Genomic DNA, 14,236 nt, shown 5'->3' on the forward strand with positions numbered 1-14,236 from the left:
AGATGAATAATGTATTTAAACTATCAGCCAGGTTCAACAGCCTGGCTTTACATATGAAGGAGCTGAAACATTTATGTTCAAAGTAAAACGAGGAGATGTTTTTCTTGCTAATCTAAGTGATGCAACCGGATCTGAACAGGCTTTTGTTAGACCGGTCGTTATTATCCAGAACAACTGTGGAAACAAGCATAGTCCTACAACCATTGTTGCCTGTCTATCTTCCAAAATTGAATCAAAAGCCCATCTTCCAACTCATTACATTCTTCCGGAAGGCATTGGCCTCAAACATCGATCCATGGTTCTTTGCGAACAGATTAAGGTCATCGATAAGTCCAGGCTGCTAAAGAAGATCTGCCATATTTCAAAAGGACATATGCACATCATCGATCACAAGATCAAAATATCACTCGGTCTAAAGAATATACATAGACAAAAATCATAGGTACAAATCCCACTTTTGCAGTTGGGATTCTTTTTTATTAAAAGCCTATAACAAAGGAAAGGAGGATAACCAGATGGATAAAAACAAAAACAGATTCGTAGATGCAAAAGAAATCATGGAACTTACCGGATTATCCAAGTCTGCTGCATATAGGCTGATTCAGCAGCTGAATGAAGAGCTTGCGCAGAAAGGTTACATGTATGTGCGTGGAAGAGTTATCTATCCTTATTTCTATGAAAGATTCTTTGGAAAGGATGGAGATTCAGATGCCGGTATATAAGGATAAATCAAGAGGAACCTGGTATGTCGTTACTCGCTATAAGGACTGGACGGGCAAGCTTAGGACCACAACTAAAAGAGGATTCAAGTCCAAGGTTGAAGCCAAGCGTTATGAAGTTGAATTTTCTGAAAAGAAAGATAACAGTCTATCAATGACTTTTGGAAGCTTTGTTGAAATCTATATGGATTCAATGGAAAAAAGATTGAAGGAAAATACACTTCAGACGAAAGTAGCAATCATTGAAAAGAAGATACTGCCCTATTTCAAGGACAAGAAGCTTTGCGAGATAACGCCAACCGATGTAATTAGCTGGCAGAATGAGATGATGAAGCAAACCACCAAAACAGATAAAGAGTTTGCTCCTACTTATCTAAAAACACTGCATAATCAACTCAGTGCCATTTTCAATTATGCCGTCCGCTATTATGGTTTAAGCTCCAACCCAGCCAGAATCGCCGGCAATATGGGAAAGGAAACAAGTGGTGAAATGCAGTTTTGGACCAAGGAGGAATACATGACCTTTTCCAAAGCCATGATGAAAAAGGATGGAATCTTCCAGGCATTTGAAATGCTCTACTGGTGCGGATTAAGACTTGGTGAAATGCTGGCGTTAACGCCTTCTGATTTTGATTTTGACAAGAAAACTGTTCGGATCAACAAAAGCTATCAGCGCATCAAAGGTGAGGATGTAATCACAGATCCTAAAACCATCAAAAGTAACCGTGTTGTCCAGATGCCAGATTTCCTGGCAGATGAAATGGAAGACTATTTATCCAGGCAATACGAGCTTAAACCAAATAACCGAATCTTTACAGTTACTAAATCCGGCATGCACCATGAAATGGACAGAGGATGCAAGGAAACCGGAGTCAAAAGGATCCGCATCCATGATCTTAGACACTCACATGTATCACTGCTTATTGAGATGGGATTCTCTGCTGTTGATATTGCCAACCGTGTTGGCCATGAAAGCGTAAAGATCACCTATCGTTATGCTCATATGTTCCCTTCCAAGGACAAGGCAATCGCTGATAAGCTTACTGATTTCAGAGGAGGTGCTTTCAATGAGTAAGAAGAATGTAGATCAGAAAGGAAGATTCAGAAACAAGATTATTTCCTTCCGTGTGTCCGAAGAGGAAGCCAAACTCCTGGAACGTCGTGTTTTGTTATCAGGACTAACAAAACAGGATTACATAATCAACTCGATTCTTGGCAAGGAGATAGTTGTTTATGGAAATCCGTTTGTATTCAGAAGTCTTCATGATGAACTCATCCACTTTGCTAATCTATATGGAACATCTATTGATTCCGATGATGAAGAAATGATGGTTTGGGTATTGGAAATGATCCTGGCAATGCGTTCAAAGGACAAAACAATCGTAAAACCGTAATTTTGTTTTCAAAAATGTTTTCACATGAGAATAGTACAACGTAAAAATGGCTTAAATAAGGCACATTATTGTGATTAGGAACCATTCTTCATGTGTAAGAATTTAGTCATTTTCATCTGATTTCAGATCAAAAATGGCTATTTTTTATGTTTCTACATAGATTCTCGAATGCAGAAATCAAGTTTTTGTATTCGTATCTATGATTTTCATGTGATTATTGAGCTGTTTAACTGATAAATAAGGCAAATGTTCCTGGTGGCTTGGAGGTGTGAACCTCTAAGCCACGGTTTGCTTCAGGGTCCAAAATACCAACGTCTAAGCCACCAGGTACCTTTTGGCAAAAAACGGGTCAAAATGTTTTCACGGAGGGCAAAAATAGTCCAAAATTGACTGATTTTTTGCTCTGAAAACACAGAAATTCAGTCAAATGTTTTCAAAATGTTTTCACAGGAACCCAAGACATCAAAAAAACCGCTAATATTAGCGGTTTTAAGCACTTTGGGAACTATTCAAACTCAATGGTTCCTGGAGGCTTACTTGTAATGTCATACATTACACGATTAACTCCTCTTACTTCATTTATAATACGGGACATTACTTTATTTAATACATCGTATGGAATCTGTGCTGCTTCTGCTGTCATGAAATCCACTGTATTTACTGCTCTTAATGCAATGGCATAATCATATGTTCTTTCATCTCCCATTACACCAACAGAACGCATATTTGTTAATGCCGCAAAGTATTGACCGATTGTACGATCCAAACCAGCTTTTGCAATTTCTTCTCGATAAATCGCATCTGCATCTTGTACAATACGTACTTTTTCTGCTGTAACTTCTCCAATGATACGAATACCTAAACCAGGTCCTGGGAATGGCTGTCTGAATACCAGATAGTCTGGAATTCCCAATTCCAATCCGACTTTACGTACTTCATCTTTAAATAAATCACGTAAAGGTTCAATGATTTCTTTAAAGTCGACTACATCTGGTAAACCACCAACATTATGATGGGATTTAATAACAGCAGATTCTCCACCTAAACCACTTTCCACAACATCTGGATAAATTGTTCCCTGTACCAGAAAATCCACTTTTCCAATTTTCTTTGCTTCTTCTTCAAAGACACGTATAAATTCTTCTCCAATAATTTTACGTTTTCTTTCCGGTTCAGTTACCCCTTTTAATTTTTCATAATAACGTTCTTGTGCATTTACACGAATAAAGTTTAAGTCATATTCTCCTTCTGGACCAAATACCGCTTCTACTTCATCTCCCTCATTTTTACGAAGTAACCCATGATCCACAAATACACAAGTTAATTGATTTCCAATTGCCTTTGACAACAGTACTGCCGCAACAGAAGAATCCACTCCTCCACTTAATGCACACAATACTTTTCCATCCCCTACTTTTTTACGAATTTGTTTGATTTGTTCATCCACAAAGGCATCCATGCGCCAATCTCCGGAACATTTACATACATTCATTACATAGTTCTTTAAAATGGTTTTTCCATATTCTGTATGTAATACTTCTGGATGAAATTGAATGGCATAATTCTGATTTTTAACATCTTCACAGGAAGCACATGGACAGTTATCTGTATAAGAAGTAATTTCAAATCCATCTGCCACTTTGGAAATATAATCAAAATGAGACATCCATACCGTAGAAGATTCAGGAACTCCTTCAAACAGTATTGAATTGTTTTTATGAGTCAAAGCCGTCTTTCCATATTCACGAGCATCGGCTTTTTCAACTTTTCCACCTAATACATGCTGCATCAATTGAGCTCCATAACAAAGCCCTAAAACCGGAATTCCCATTTCAAACAATTCTTTTGAACAAGTTGGAGAATTCGCTTCATAACAGCTATTTGGTCCTCCTGTTAAAATGATTCCTTTTGGATCCATTTCTTTTATTTTTTCTAAAGGTGTTTTATATGAATATATTTCGCAATATACATTGCATTCACGTACCCTACGTGCAACCAACTGATTGTATTGGCCTCCAAAATCAATGACAACAACAAGTTCTCTTTTCACAAAAGATCCTCCTATTTACTCATCCATAATATCATAAAAAAAGGGAGAATCAATCTCCCAATTAAGCATCTGCTTTTGATTTTGTTAAAGCAAAGGCAATATTTGTGGCATGATCACCAACACGTTCCAGACTTGAAATAATGTCCGCAAAATAAACACCTGCTCTTGCAGAACATACTCCTTCTTTCAGTCTTTCAATATGAGCATCCTGCAGTTTCATTTCGTAATTATCCACACGGTTTTCATAATCCAGAACATCTTTCATATAAGTTTCATCTCCAGATACGAACATCTTTAAAGATTTTTCCAGAACCACATTGACCGCACCCATCATTTCTCTTAATTCACTAATACTTTGTTTTGATAATGTTAAATTACGATCTTTAAATGCTGGAATCATATCCGCAATGCTTTCTGCATGATCCCCAATACGTTCAATATCCCCATTAACATGGAAATAAGCCGAAATCTTATTCGCATCTCCTAACGGAATCGCATTCTGGTTGATCTTAATCAGATAGTTATTAACTTCCATATTTAAATAATTAATGTATTTTTCGGTTTCATGAACCTGATTGGCTCCGTCTTCATCCACATCAATCAAACACTCTACTGCTAAATTTAGATTATTGAATGCCATATAAGCCATACGTTCCATTTCTTTTACCGCAACATAAACAGCTACAGAAGGATCTGGAAGTGCATTGCTGATAAAGTGAGCAACAAATTCATTTTCTTTTTCTTCTGGTAAACTATCTTCCCCAGGAACAATAATATAAGTCAGTTTAATGATCCAGTTCATAAATGGATAGAATACGATTACCTGGAACACTTTAAATAAGAAGTGTGTATACGCAATCTGTCTACCTAATGTGCCAGAATCAATTCCTCCACCTGCAACCATTAATACGATGCTTTCAATAAAGTCACCAAACAGCAGCAATAAGACAAACATCAGAATGGTTCCAAAAATATTAAATAACAGATGAATCAAAGCCGTACGTTTCGCATTTTTTCCTCCACTTATAGCCGTTAATAAAGCCGAAGTACAGGCTCCAATGTTACAACCTAAAATAACAAACATACAAATTCGTAAATCAACCAGCCCTTGTGATGCCATAACAACCAGAATACTGACCGTTACAGATGAAGATTGAACAATCGAAGTGATGACAAGTCCTAACAGCATTCCCAGGAATGGATTTGTAAAGTTCGCAAGGAAATCAATCACAAACTGCATATCTCTTAATACACCCATTGCCGAAGACATCGCACTGATACCCATGAACAAAATTCCAAATCCCAGTACAATTTCCCCTGATTTTTTTACCATTGGGGCCTTGAAGAAATTGCACATAATGGCTCCCGCTAATACGAAGATAGGAGCCACCGCACTTAATTTAAAGGCAACCAGTAAAGCCGTTACCGTCGTACCAATGTTTGCTCCAAGAATAATTCCACTTGCCTGTGCTAAATTCATTAAACCTGAATTCACAAAGCTGACTGCCATTGAAGTAGCAGCACTTGATGATTGAATGACAGCAGTAAAAAATAAACCAACAACCAGTCCCAGGAAACGATTTTTTGTGAATGCTTCCAGTATGGATCTCAGTTTGCTACCAGCGACTTTTTCAATACCATGGCTCATCATATTCATACCTGCAAGAAAAAGTCCAAGTCCTCCCATCAACTCAATAATAATTGTACCCATTTTTAACTCTCCTAAATTAAAAGGCGTAAAGCCTTTACAAAAATAATTTTACTTTATCTTACACAGATTTCAATAAGTTTTTACATTTCATAAATATATTTTACACAGTTTTTACATAAACATTAAAAAAAGTCTTTCTTTACGAAAGACTAAAAACGAACAATAATTTCACAACCCTTACCTTCCTCACTGATCAATTCGATATGGGCATCATGTATCTCCACGATATGCTTCACAATCGCAAGTCCAAGGCCCGTTCCTCCTGTCTGTCTTGATCTGGACTTATCCACTCGATAAAACCGTTCAAATACACGATTCTGTACATTTTTAGGAATTCCAATTCCATTATCTTTTACACTTAATACCGCACCATTCTCATTATATATGTGAACAACAACTTTCCCATTTTCATTATTATACTGAATAGCATTCTGTACTAAATTTGAAATCAGTTCCTTTAATAATTCTTTATTGGATAAAATGACTTCATCACTTCCATAGCAGACTAAAGAAACATTCTTTTTCTGTGCATTGATCTGTAACGTACTACAAACCTCTTTTGCTTCCTCCAGTAAATGAAGAGATACAAAATCACTGTGAATCTTAGTATGATCCAACTCGGAAAGACGAATGATATCATTGATCAGATTCAGTAAACGATTCGCATTTTCTCGAATCTGCTTGGCAAAATACACTTCCTGATTAGCAGGAACCATTTTATTTTCAATCAATTCCGCATATCCACTGATTGCGGTTAAAGGTGTTTTCAATTCATGTGATACATTTGCAGTAAAATCCTGTCGACTCTTGGCTGCCATAATGATCTTTTCATGCTGCGAACGAATTTTATTTGCAAACGGAATCAGCTCTTTATATCCAGGATCCAATCCAATGGAATCCTCTAAATTTTCTGCCATTGTATCAATTGGTTCTAAAAGCTGTCTTGTTAAATAATGAGACAATACAAAACATACCATCAAGATTAACAGAATGCTCAATACTATATATGGTATTGTCGAAATAAAAACACTAATAATTGTTTTTGCCATAATCGAAACACGTAATACCGTTCCATCTTCTAAACGAATCGCATAGTAATAGGTATTCATTTTTAAAGAATCCGATTGCCTTGTACTCTGTCCCACACCCTCACTTAATGCCTGCTGAATTTCAGGACGATCCAGATGGTTTTTTAACTGATTTACATCCAGATCGTTATCATATAAAACTGTACCATCTTTATCAATCCAGGTTACTCTTACATTTTCATTTTTCAGATCTTTAAATAAATCTGGTATTTCATCCACATTTCCATTGGCATAATACGACTGTAAAACCCCTGTTTCCTGAATGATCTCTCCATGAATCTTTAAATCTTTCTGAATCTGTGTTTCAAACGAATTATAACAAACATAAATGATCCCAATGGTTGTTGAGAAAATTGCTATCAGAGCTATAATTAATAATCTTGAATTAATTTTCTGTTTCATTTGAATTTACTCTTTGTAAAACATATCCTACATTTCGAATTGTTTTAATATTCTTTCCACTTTCTTTTAATTTCTGTCGAAGCGTCTTAATATGCATATCTACTGTACGACTTTCCCCCTCAAAATCCGTATCCCATACAACACGCATGATCGCATCACGAGAAAGTACCACTTCTACATTAATCATTAAATAACGAAGCAATTCAAATTCTTTATAGGTTAATTCCACAGGTTCATCTTTTACATAAACTAAATGTCTTGTATAATCCAGAGTAATATCATTTACTTTTAACAGCACTGGATCTTTATCCTGTGTTCGTCTTAATAATGCTTTTACTCGAGAAATCAATTCCATGATTGAAAATGGTTTTTTGATATAATCATCGGCTCCTTCATCCAAACCTCTAACCATATCAATTTCTGTGGATTTGGCGCTGACCATAATAATCGGAAGTTTTCTCCATACTGGATTTTTCCGTATCTTTTTTACCACTTCATATCCATTTTCATCTGGCAGCATGATATCCAGCAATACAAGATCGGGTAATGTCTCTTCCAGTTTTTTTAAGAAAACAGAGGAACGATCAAATCTTTTTACATCGTAATTGCAGTTTTTTAAAGCAATCATTTCAATTTCGCTAATGCTGTCATCATCTTCTACAATATAAATTAAAGTCATATAACCTCTTTTCTAAGGTAAAACATAAACATCTTTAATTTTATTATACTCATCTTTAAACCAGGTTGCATCTAAAACCAGATCATCCATGCTCATCAGATCTTTAGCAATATTTGAGCAATGATCCGCCACTCTTTCATAATATATAATCAAATCTTCCAGTACCAATCCTGCATCCAGAGAACATTCGCCATTTCTCAAACGCATAATATGTCTTTTTTTCATTTCTTCACTCAACTTATCCACCACTTCTTCCAATGGTTCTACTTCTTTGGCTTTATTCGTATCCATTGTTTCAAATACTTCAATGGTCAGATCCAGTATATCTTTTATCGACTGTGCAAATATATCCAGTTCAATTTTTGCTTTTTCAGACATCTGTATGTTGTTTCTGATCATTTCATCACTACTTTCCACAACATTAATAGAATGATCCGATATACGTTCAAAATCATTTACACAATGAAGCAGTAAAGAAAGCATCTTACTGTCGTCTCCTGAAAGATTGGTAGAAGATAGCTGAATCAGATACGCATTCAATTCTTCTTCATACAGATCCACTTTTTCTTCCAGTTCATATACACGATTTCTTTTATCTTTTGATGGATGTTTTAAATTATCTATTGCCAGTATAAAAGATTTTTTTGAAAAACAAGCCATATCAATAACCGCCTGCTGACATAATTTGATCGCAAAGCCAGGCTGATCCAGGAATCTTCGATCCAAGCCCATAACGTGTTCTTCTTTTTGTTCTTCTTTTTTATCCGGTGCACATAACGTTGCCAGTTTAACTAAATAATTGCTGAATGGCAGAAGTACAAGTACACAGCCAATGTTAAATAAGCTATGAATCAAAGCTATAGAGGCTGCAGAAGTCACTTCATTTAAAAATGTATAATGAACAAATACATTGGATCCATAAAATACGATCATAAACAGAATCGTACCGATCATATTAAAGAATAAATGAATCATAGCTGTTCTTCGAGCATTGATATTGGCTCCCACAGAAGAAAGCAAAGCGGTCACACATGTTCCAATGTTCTGTCCCATAATAATAGGAATCGCTACGTTATATCGAATAGCACCTGTTGTACACAATGCCTGTAAAATTCCGACTGATGCCGAAGATGACTGAATCACAGCGGTTAATAAAGCACCTGCACAGATTCCTAAAATTGGATTGGAAAACATCGTTAAAATTCCTGTAAAAGATGGATTATCTGCCAGTGGTGAAACTGCCTGACTCATCGTTTCCATTCCAAACATCAAAGTCGCAAATCCTAAAAGAATGGTACCAATATCTTTTTTACGATCGCTTTTTTTCTGCATATACAAAAGAACACCTATTAAAGCCAGAATCGGTGAAAAAGAACTTGGCTTACACATTTGAATCAGTAAATTTGAACTTTCAATTCCCGTTAAAGATAAAATCCATGCGGTAATGGTTGTTCCAATATTGGCACCCATAATAATCCCAACAGTCTGATTCAATTTCATGATTCCAGAATTCACAAAACCCACAACCATAACCGTAGTTGCCGAAGATGACTGAATCACAGCTGTCACTAAAGCCCCTAATAAAACAGCCATAATACGTTTAGATGTCAATTTTTCTAATATTTGCTCTAAACGTCCACCAGATAACTGAGTCAATCCATCCCCCATAACACTCATTCCAAATAAGAACAAGGAGAGTCCTCCTATCATTGATAAAATACTAAATATGTCCATATAATATATCCTTTCGTAACTTTACTATAAAAATGATTTGTAAATTCTAAGTAAAGTTAATTGTAAAGGGCATGTAAAATTTCAATATTTTTACGTATTATTTACAGATTACTCTCTTTCATTTTTACAATTCTATATTAATTTAAAGTTGAAAGAAGGAATTCATATGACATACAAACGAAATATATTTTTAATCTCTCTAATCGGATTGATTACTGGTTTACTGATATCTTTTCCATTCTCATATCCATACAATGCCATCGTTGTTTTAAGTACTCTGGTTTTATCTGGATATGCAGCCATATTTTATTACTTAAGAAAATAAATAGCTCGGTTTTCCGAGCTATTGTTCGTTTACTGGATTGTTATCTAAAGAATAGATTACCCATTCCGCAATGTTTGTAACATGATCTCCAATTCGTTCCAGATATTTATTCACCATCAATAAATCTACAGCGGCTCTTCCTTTTTCTGGATTTTCATGAATCAATTGAATTAAATCTTCTTTATTTTTATCAAACAACAAATCGATTTCATCATCTTCCTTTATACATTCCTTTGCCATTTGAATGTCTTTATTCACATAAGCATTAATGCTTTGAATCAGCATGGATACAACATTTGAATACATTTCTTTAAATCGATCCACATTAAACAGAATTGGACAGTCTTTCATATCAATGACCAGTTCTGAAATATCCGATGCATGATCCCCAATTCGTTCCATATCGGTCACCATTTTCAAAGCCGCTGTTATGGTTCTCAAGTCTTTTGCCACAGGCTGCTGCTGTATTAATAAATTGAAACAGATATTTTCAATTTTTTTCTGATAATGATTAACATTTTCATCATTTTTAATAATTTTTTTTGCTCCATTAATATCCGCTTCAAAAAAGTATATCATCGCATTCTGGATTGCATCCTGAATCAGATAAGCCATATCCAGTAAATCTATATGCAATTGTTTTAATTGTTCATCAAATTTTGATCGCATTAGCCAAATCTCCCTGTTATATAATCTTCTGTACGTTTATCTTTTGGATACGAGAACATCTGCTTCGTACTGCCAAATTCTACTAAATCTCCTACCAGAAAAAACGCTGTATCATCGCTTACCCTTGCTGCCTGCTGCATGTTATGCGTTACGACAACCACTGTATACTTTTGTTTTAACTGCTCCATCAGTTCCTCAATTTTTAAAGTGGAAATCGGATCCAGTGCACTAGTTGGTTCATCCATCAGCAGAATTTCAGGCTGTACAGCTAATGCTCTTGCGATACAAATTCTTTGCTGCTGTCCACCAGATAATCCCAAAGCCGATTTTTTCAGTACATCTTTTACTTCATCATAAATAGCAGCCTGTTTTAAACTGTCTTCTACAATTTTATCCAGTGTTTTTTTATCTTTGATTCCATGAACTCTAGGACCATAGGCAATGTTGTCATATATGCTCATAGGAAATGGATTGGGTTGCTGAAAGACCATTCCTACTTTTTTTCGAAGAGAAATGGTATCTGTATTTTTATCATATATTTCTTTTCCATCAATTTTAATCGATCCTTCAATTCGAACTGAATCAATTAAATCATTCATACGATTTAACGTTCTTAAAAATGTAGACTTACCACATCCAGAAGGACCAATAAAAGCTGTAATGGAATTCTTTTTGATATCCATATTTATATTTTTTAAAGCCTGATGATCTCCATAATATAAATTCAGATTTCGAACCTCAATAATATTCTCCATAAATTACCCCTTTGTATTATCAAATTTTTTAGCCAGTACTTTTGTTAAAATATTGATTCCAAATACAATCACAATTAAAACAAAAGCAATTCCAAAAGCCGTTTGGAAATCACCATCTGCCGTTGCACTCAAATACAGCTGAATGGTCATCGTACCTCCAGAATGGAATATTTTTGAAAAAAATCCCTTGATCGACTTTGGTAGAATTTTTGCACTTCCTGCTGTAAACAGTAAAGCTGCCGATTCTCCTACAATTCTTCCCACTGACAGGATTACTCCCGTTATAATTCCAGGAAGAGAACAAGGAATCAGAATTGTACGGATCATATACCATTTGCCAGCTCCCAGTCCGATTGCTCCCTGACGATAACTATCTGGTACAGTTTTTAAAGATTCCTGTGTATTTCTTACAATCAGAGGAAGAATCATCAAAGATAAAGTGAAAGAACCGGTCAATAAAGAATATCCCATCTTTAAAGTCTGTCCAAAAAACATCATTCCAAACAAACCATAAATAATAGATGGAATTCCTGCCAGTGTTTCAATCGCAAATTCAATCGCATTGACCAGTTTTCCCGGCTTTGCGTACTCATTTAAATAAATTGCTGCACCAATACCAACGGGTAAAGAAACAAGCATAGACAATACAATAATATATAACGTATTTAAAATATTCCCTGCAATTCCCACTGTTCCTTTTAAAGAAGAGGTTACACTTGTCAGAAAGGACCAGTTGATAGCTCCTATTCCTCGAATGCATACATAAAATAACATTCCCACCAGCAGCAATACGGAAAACGCTGCACATAAATATATGATTCCATATAAAATAGAGTCCGTAATTCTCACTTTATTATGCATGCAGTTCTCCTTTCTTTTTTACTTTCAATAACACAAAATTTATGATCATGATGAATATATAAAGTACAAGTCCAACTGTAAATAAAACTTCACGATGCAATCCTTGAGAATAGCTCATTTCACTAACCAGCTGTGTTGTTAAGAAACGTACGGAATTAAATGGAAGTGGAATATTGACCGATCCACCAGATACCATATTAATGGCCATAGCCTCTCCTATAGCACGTCCGATTCCCAGTACAATTCCAGCCACGATTCCAGATTTAGCAGCTGGTAGGATTGCTTTAAAAATGGTCTGCATTTTTGTAGCTCCCAAAGCCAGGCTAGCCTGTTTTAAGCTGGATGGAACCGCTCTTATCGCGCTGACACTCATATTGATTACCGTTGGTAAAATCATAATAGCCAGTACAATGATGGCCGCTAACATATTGGCTCCACCAGTAAACTGATGGGTTGAAGATCCTGAAAAGATCCATTTTTCCAGTTTAAATAAGACTGGATTCAAAATCATCATTCCCAGCAGTCCATATATTACAGAAGGAATTGCTGCCAGCAATTCAACTGCCGGAGATACAATGGAAGCTAATTTTTTATTGGCTATTTCCGTTAAAAACACAGCACTCATCACTCCAATAGGAACTCCAATCCCTACTGAACATAAAGTAGCCAGTAAAGAAGATAAAATAATATATAAAATTCCATAAGATGGATTGGATCCAGTTGGTCTCCATACAGTTCCAAACAATAATTCTAGAGGTCCTACTTTAAACAGAGCAGGAACTCCTTTTAAAATCATATAAATCGTAATGGAACAAATAGCGAAAATTGCCACAGAAGCACATCCTGTGACAATTCCTTTCGCTAATCGTTCTTTATGGGAAATCATTTTGTCTCAGGAAGGATTAATCCTAAAGAGGAAATAACTTCCTGACCTGCATCGGATCCAACAAATTCAAACCAAGTCTGAACCGCTTCATTCTGTTCACTGATTTCACCCATTGTTGCCATTACAAATGGACGAGATAATAAATAATCACCCGCTAAAATATTTTCTTCCGTTGCTTCTACACCATTTAATGAAATTGTTGAAACTGTATCATCCACTACATCTAAAGAAACATAACCGATTGCTCCAGGTGTTGCTGCTACTTTTCCTAATACAGCTCCTGTTGAATCCAATTCCTGTGCATAAGCACATTGTTCTTCAACACCCACTAATTCTTCAAAAGCACTTCTTGTACCAGAACCATTTTCACGTCCAATCACAACGATGGATTCATCTTTTCCACCTACTTCTGACCAGTTTGTGATTTTTCCCGTGTAGATATCTGCCAATTGTTGAGTTGTTAAATCTGCTACTTCATTTTCTTTATCTGTAATCAGTGCAATTCCATCTACCGCAACTACATTTTCAACCAGACCATTATTCTTTTCTTCATCACTTAAACTACGAGAAGCATCCCCAATATCAACACTTCCTGCCTGTAAACTTTCAAGTCCAGCTGTAGATCCTGTATATTCTACCTGAACATTGATATCTGGATATTCTTCCATAAACTTTTCCGATAAGGCATCGCATAGCTTATTCATAGATGTACTTCCTGCCAACGATACCGATCCACTTACTGATTCTGTATTTCCACATCCTGCAAGCACAGATGCAAACATTGTGATAGCTGTTGATGCAGCTAATAATTTCTTCATATTCATACTATTTTTTATGTCCTTTCCACTTCGTGATCACGCCTATATATTAGAAATCAAATGTAAAATCAAAAAGATTCCATCTGTAAAAGTAATGTAAAAAGAATATATAATAAATGAATTTAAAGAAATATAAACAGTAAGC

At 35.6% G+C, this 14,236-nt stretch carries 15 protein-coding genes; 5 read left to right on the forward strand and 10 right to left on the reverse strand.

Features of this window, described 5'->3' with window-relative positions; all coding sequences use genetic code 11:
- Positions 1–73: 73 nt before the first annotated feature.
- From FYJ50_RS03050 to FYJ50_RS03065, 4 genes are all read left to right on the forward strand, one after another.
- The gene (locus FYJ50_RS03050; protein ID WP_154459558.1) at positions 74–442 is read left to right on the forward strand and encodes a type II toxin-antitoxin system PemK/MazF family toxin; all 369 of its coding nucleotides are present in this window, start codon (positions 74–76) and stop codon (positions 440–442) included.
- A 73-nt stretch (positions 443–515) separates the two neighbouring features.
- Complete coding sequence (locus FYJ50_RS03055) at positions 516–722, forward strand: helix-turn-helix transcriptional regulator (RefSeq protein WP_154459559.1); 207 nt, start codon at positions 516–518, stop codon at positions 720–722.
- Positions 709–1,794, forward strand: coding sequence for a site-specific integrase (locus FYJ50_RS03060; protein ID WP_154459560.1), 1,086 nt, complete (start codon positions 709–711; stop codon positions 1,792–1,794). The genes FYJ50_RS03055 and FYJ50_RS03060 overlap by 14 nt, the downstream gene beginning before the upstream one ends.
- A complete protein-coding gene (locus FYJ50_RS03065; RefSeq protein WP_154459561.1) occupies positions 1,787–2,113 on the forward strand; it encodes a plasmid mobilization protein in 327 nt (108 codons plus the stop codon). Before FYJ50_RS03060 ends, FYJ50_RS03065 begins: the two co-directional genes overlap by 8 nt.
- A gap of 505 nt (positions 2,114–2,618) precedes the next feature.
- Here FYJ50_RS03065 and guaA read toward each other — a convergent pair.
- From guaA to FYJ50_RS03090, 5 genes are all read right to left on the reverse strand, one after another.
- Positions 2,619–4,163 carry a glutamine-hydrolyzing GMP synthase gene (guaA, locus tag FYJ50_RS03070; protein WP_338082989.1) on the reverse strand — a complete coding sequence of 515 codons (1,545 nt, stop codon included), beginning with the start codon at positions 4,161–4,163 and terminating at the stop codon, positions 2,619–2,621.
- A gap of 61 nt (positions 4,164–4,224) precedes the next feature.
- Positions 4,225–5,874, reverse strand: a complete 1,650-nt coding sequence (locus tag FYJ50_RS03075) for a Na/Pi cotransporter family protein (protein WP_154459562.1) — start codon at positions 5,872–5,874, stop codon at positions 4,225–4,227.
- Between the two features lie 149 nt (positions 5,875–6,023).
- A complete protein-coding gene (locus FYJ50_RS03080; protein WP_154459563.1) occupies positions 6,024–7,364 on the reverse strand; it encodes a sensor histidine kinase in 1,341 nt (446 codons plus the stop codon).
- Positions 7,348–8,043: a response regulator transcription factor gene (locus FYJ50_RS03085; protein ID WP_154459564.1), complete on the reverse strand. Its 696-nt coding sequence runs from the start codon at positions 8,041–8,043 to the stop codon at positions 7,348–7,350. Before FYJ50_RS03085 ends, FYJ50_RS03080 begins: the two co-directional genes overlap by 17 nt.
- 12 nt (positions 8,044–8,055) lie before the next feature.
- On the reverse strand, positions 8,056–9,777 hold the full coding sequence (locus FYJ50_RS03090; protein WP_154459565.1) for a Na/Pi symporter: 1,722 nt from the start codon (positions 9,775–9,777) through the stop codon (positions 8,056–8,058).
- A gap of 166 nt (positions 9,778–9,943) precedes the next feature.
- On the opposite strand from FYJ50_RS03090, the gene FYJ50_RS03095 reads away from it, so the two are divergent.
- The gene (locus FYJ50_RS03095) at positions 9,944–10,102 is read left to right on the forward strand and encodes a hypothetical protein (RefSeq protein WP_154459566.1); all 159 of its coding nucleotides are present in this window, start codon (positions 9,944–9,946) and stop codon (positions 10,100–10,102) included.
- Positions 10,103–10,120: 18 nt separating this feature from the next.
- Here the strand turns inward: FYJ50_RS03095 and phoU are convergent, their stop codons facing one another.
- Genes phoU through FYJ50_RS03120 form a run of 5 tightly spaced genes read right to left on the reverse strand, consistent with a single transcriptional unit; the run spans position 10,121 to position 14,091 of the window.
- Positions 10,121–10,771 (reverse strand): phosphate signaling complex protein PhoU, encoded by a 651-nt coding sequence (gene phoU, locus FYJ50_RS03100; protein WP_154459567.1) that lies wholly within the window; start codon positions 10,769–10,771, stop codon positions 10,121–10,123.
- Positions 10,771–11,526, reverse strand: a complete 756-nt coding sequence (gene pstB, locus FYJ50_RS03105; protein ID WP_154459568.1) for a phosphate ABC transporter ATP-binding protein PstB — start codon at positions 11,524–11,526, stop codon at positions 10,771–10,773. The genes phoU and pstB overlap by 1 nt, the downstream gene beginning before the upstream one ends.
- A gap of 3 nt (positions 11,527–11,529) precedes the next feature.
- Positions 11,530–12,387, reverse strand: coding sequence for a phosphate ABC transporter permease PstA (gene pstA, locus FYJ50_RS03110; RefSeq protein ID WP_154459569.1), 858 nt, complete (start codon positions 12,385–12,387; stop codon positions 11,530–11,532).
- Complete coding sequence (pstC, locus tag FYJ50_RS03115) at positions 12,380–13,273, reverse strand: phosphate ABC transporter permease subunit PstC (RefSeq protein ID WP_154459570.1); 894 nt, start codon at positions 13,271–13,273, stop codon at positions 12,380–12,382. Before pstC ends, pstA begins: the two co-directional genes overlap by 8 nt.
- Positions 13,270–14,091 (reverse strand): phosphate ABC transporter substrate-binding protein, encoded by an 822-nt coding sequence (locus tag FYJ50_RS03120; protein ID WP_205946402.1) that lies wholly within the window; start codon positions 14,089–14,091, stop codon positions 13,270–13,272. The genes pstC and FYJ50_RS03120 overlap by 4 nt, the downstream gene beginning before the upstream one ends.
- Between the last annotated feature and the right edge of the window lie 145 nt (positions 14,092–14,236).

Source organism: Floccifex porci (assembly GCF_009696175.1).
Classification (GTDB): Bacteria; Bacillota_I; Bacilli_A; order Erysipelotrichales; family Erysipelotrichaceae; genus Floccifex; species Floccifex porci.

Coding starts and splice junctions, on each gene's coding strand:
- pstA (WP_154459569.1), bottom strand. CDS start 12,387: ATGCATAATAAAGTGAGAATTACGGACTCTATTTTATATGGAATCATA.
- FYJ50_RS03065 (WP_154459561.1), top strand. CDS start 1,787: ATGAGTAAGAAGAATGTAGATCAGAAAGGAAGATTCAGAAACAAGATT.
- pstC (WP_154459570.1), bottom strand. CDS start 13,273: ATGATTTCCCATAAAGAACGATTAGCGAAAGGAATTGTCACAGGATGT.
- FYJ50_RS03080 (WP_154459563.1), bottom strand. CDS start 7,364: ATGAAACAGAAAATTAATTCAAGATTATTAATTATAGCTCTGATAGCA.
- FYJ50_RS03050 (WP_154459558.1), top strand. CDS start 74: ATGTTCAAAGTAAAACGAGGAGATGTTTTTCTTGCTAATCTAAGTGAT.
- phoU (WP_154459567.1), bottom strand. CDS start 10,771: ATGCGATCAAAATTTGATGAACAATTAAAACAATTGCATATAGATTTA.
- FYJ50_RS03055 (WP_154459559.1), top strand. CDS start 516: ATGGATAAAAACAAAAACAGATTCGTAGATGCAAAAGAAATCATGGAA.
- FYJ50_RS03075 (WP_154459562.1), bottom strand. CDS start 5,874: ATGGGTACAATTATTATTGAGTTGATGGGAGGACTTGGACTTTTTCTT.
- FYJ50_RS03060 (WP_154459560.1), top strand. CDS start 709: ATGCCGGTATATAAGGATAAATCAAGAGGAACCTGGTATGTCGTTACT.
- pstB (WP_154459568.1), bottom strand. CDS start 11,526: ATGGAGAATATTATTGAGGTTCGAAATCTGAATTTATATTATGGAGAT.
- FYJ50_RS03095 (WP_154459566.1), top strand. CDS start 9,944: ATGACATACAAACGAAATATATTTTTAATCTCTCTAATCGGATTGATT.
- FYJ50_RS03085 (WP_154459564.1), bottom strand. CDS start 8,043: ATGACTTTAATTTATATTGTAGAAGATGATGACAGCATTAGCGAAATT.
- FYJ50_RS03090 (WP_154459565.1), bottom strand. CDS start 9,777: ATGGACATATTTAGTATTTTATCAATGATAGGAGGACTCTCCTTGTTC.
- FYJ50_RS03120 (WP_205946402.1), bottom strand. CDS start 14,091: ATGAAGAAATTATTAGCTGCATCAACAGCTATCACAATGTTTGCATCT.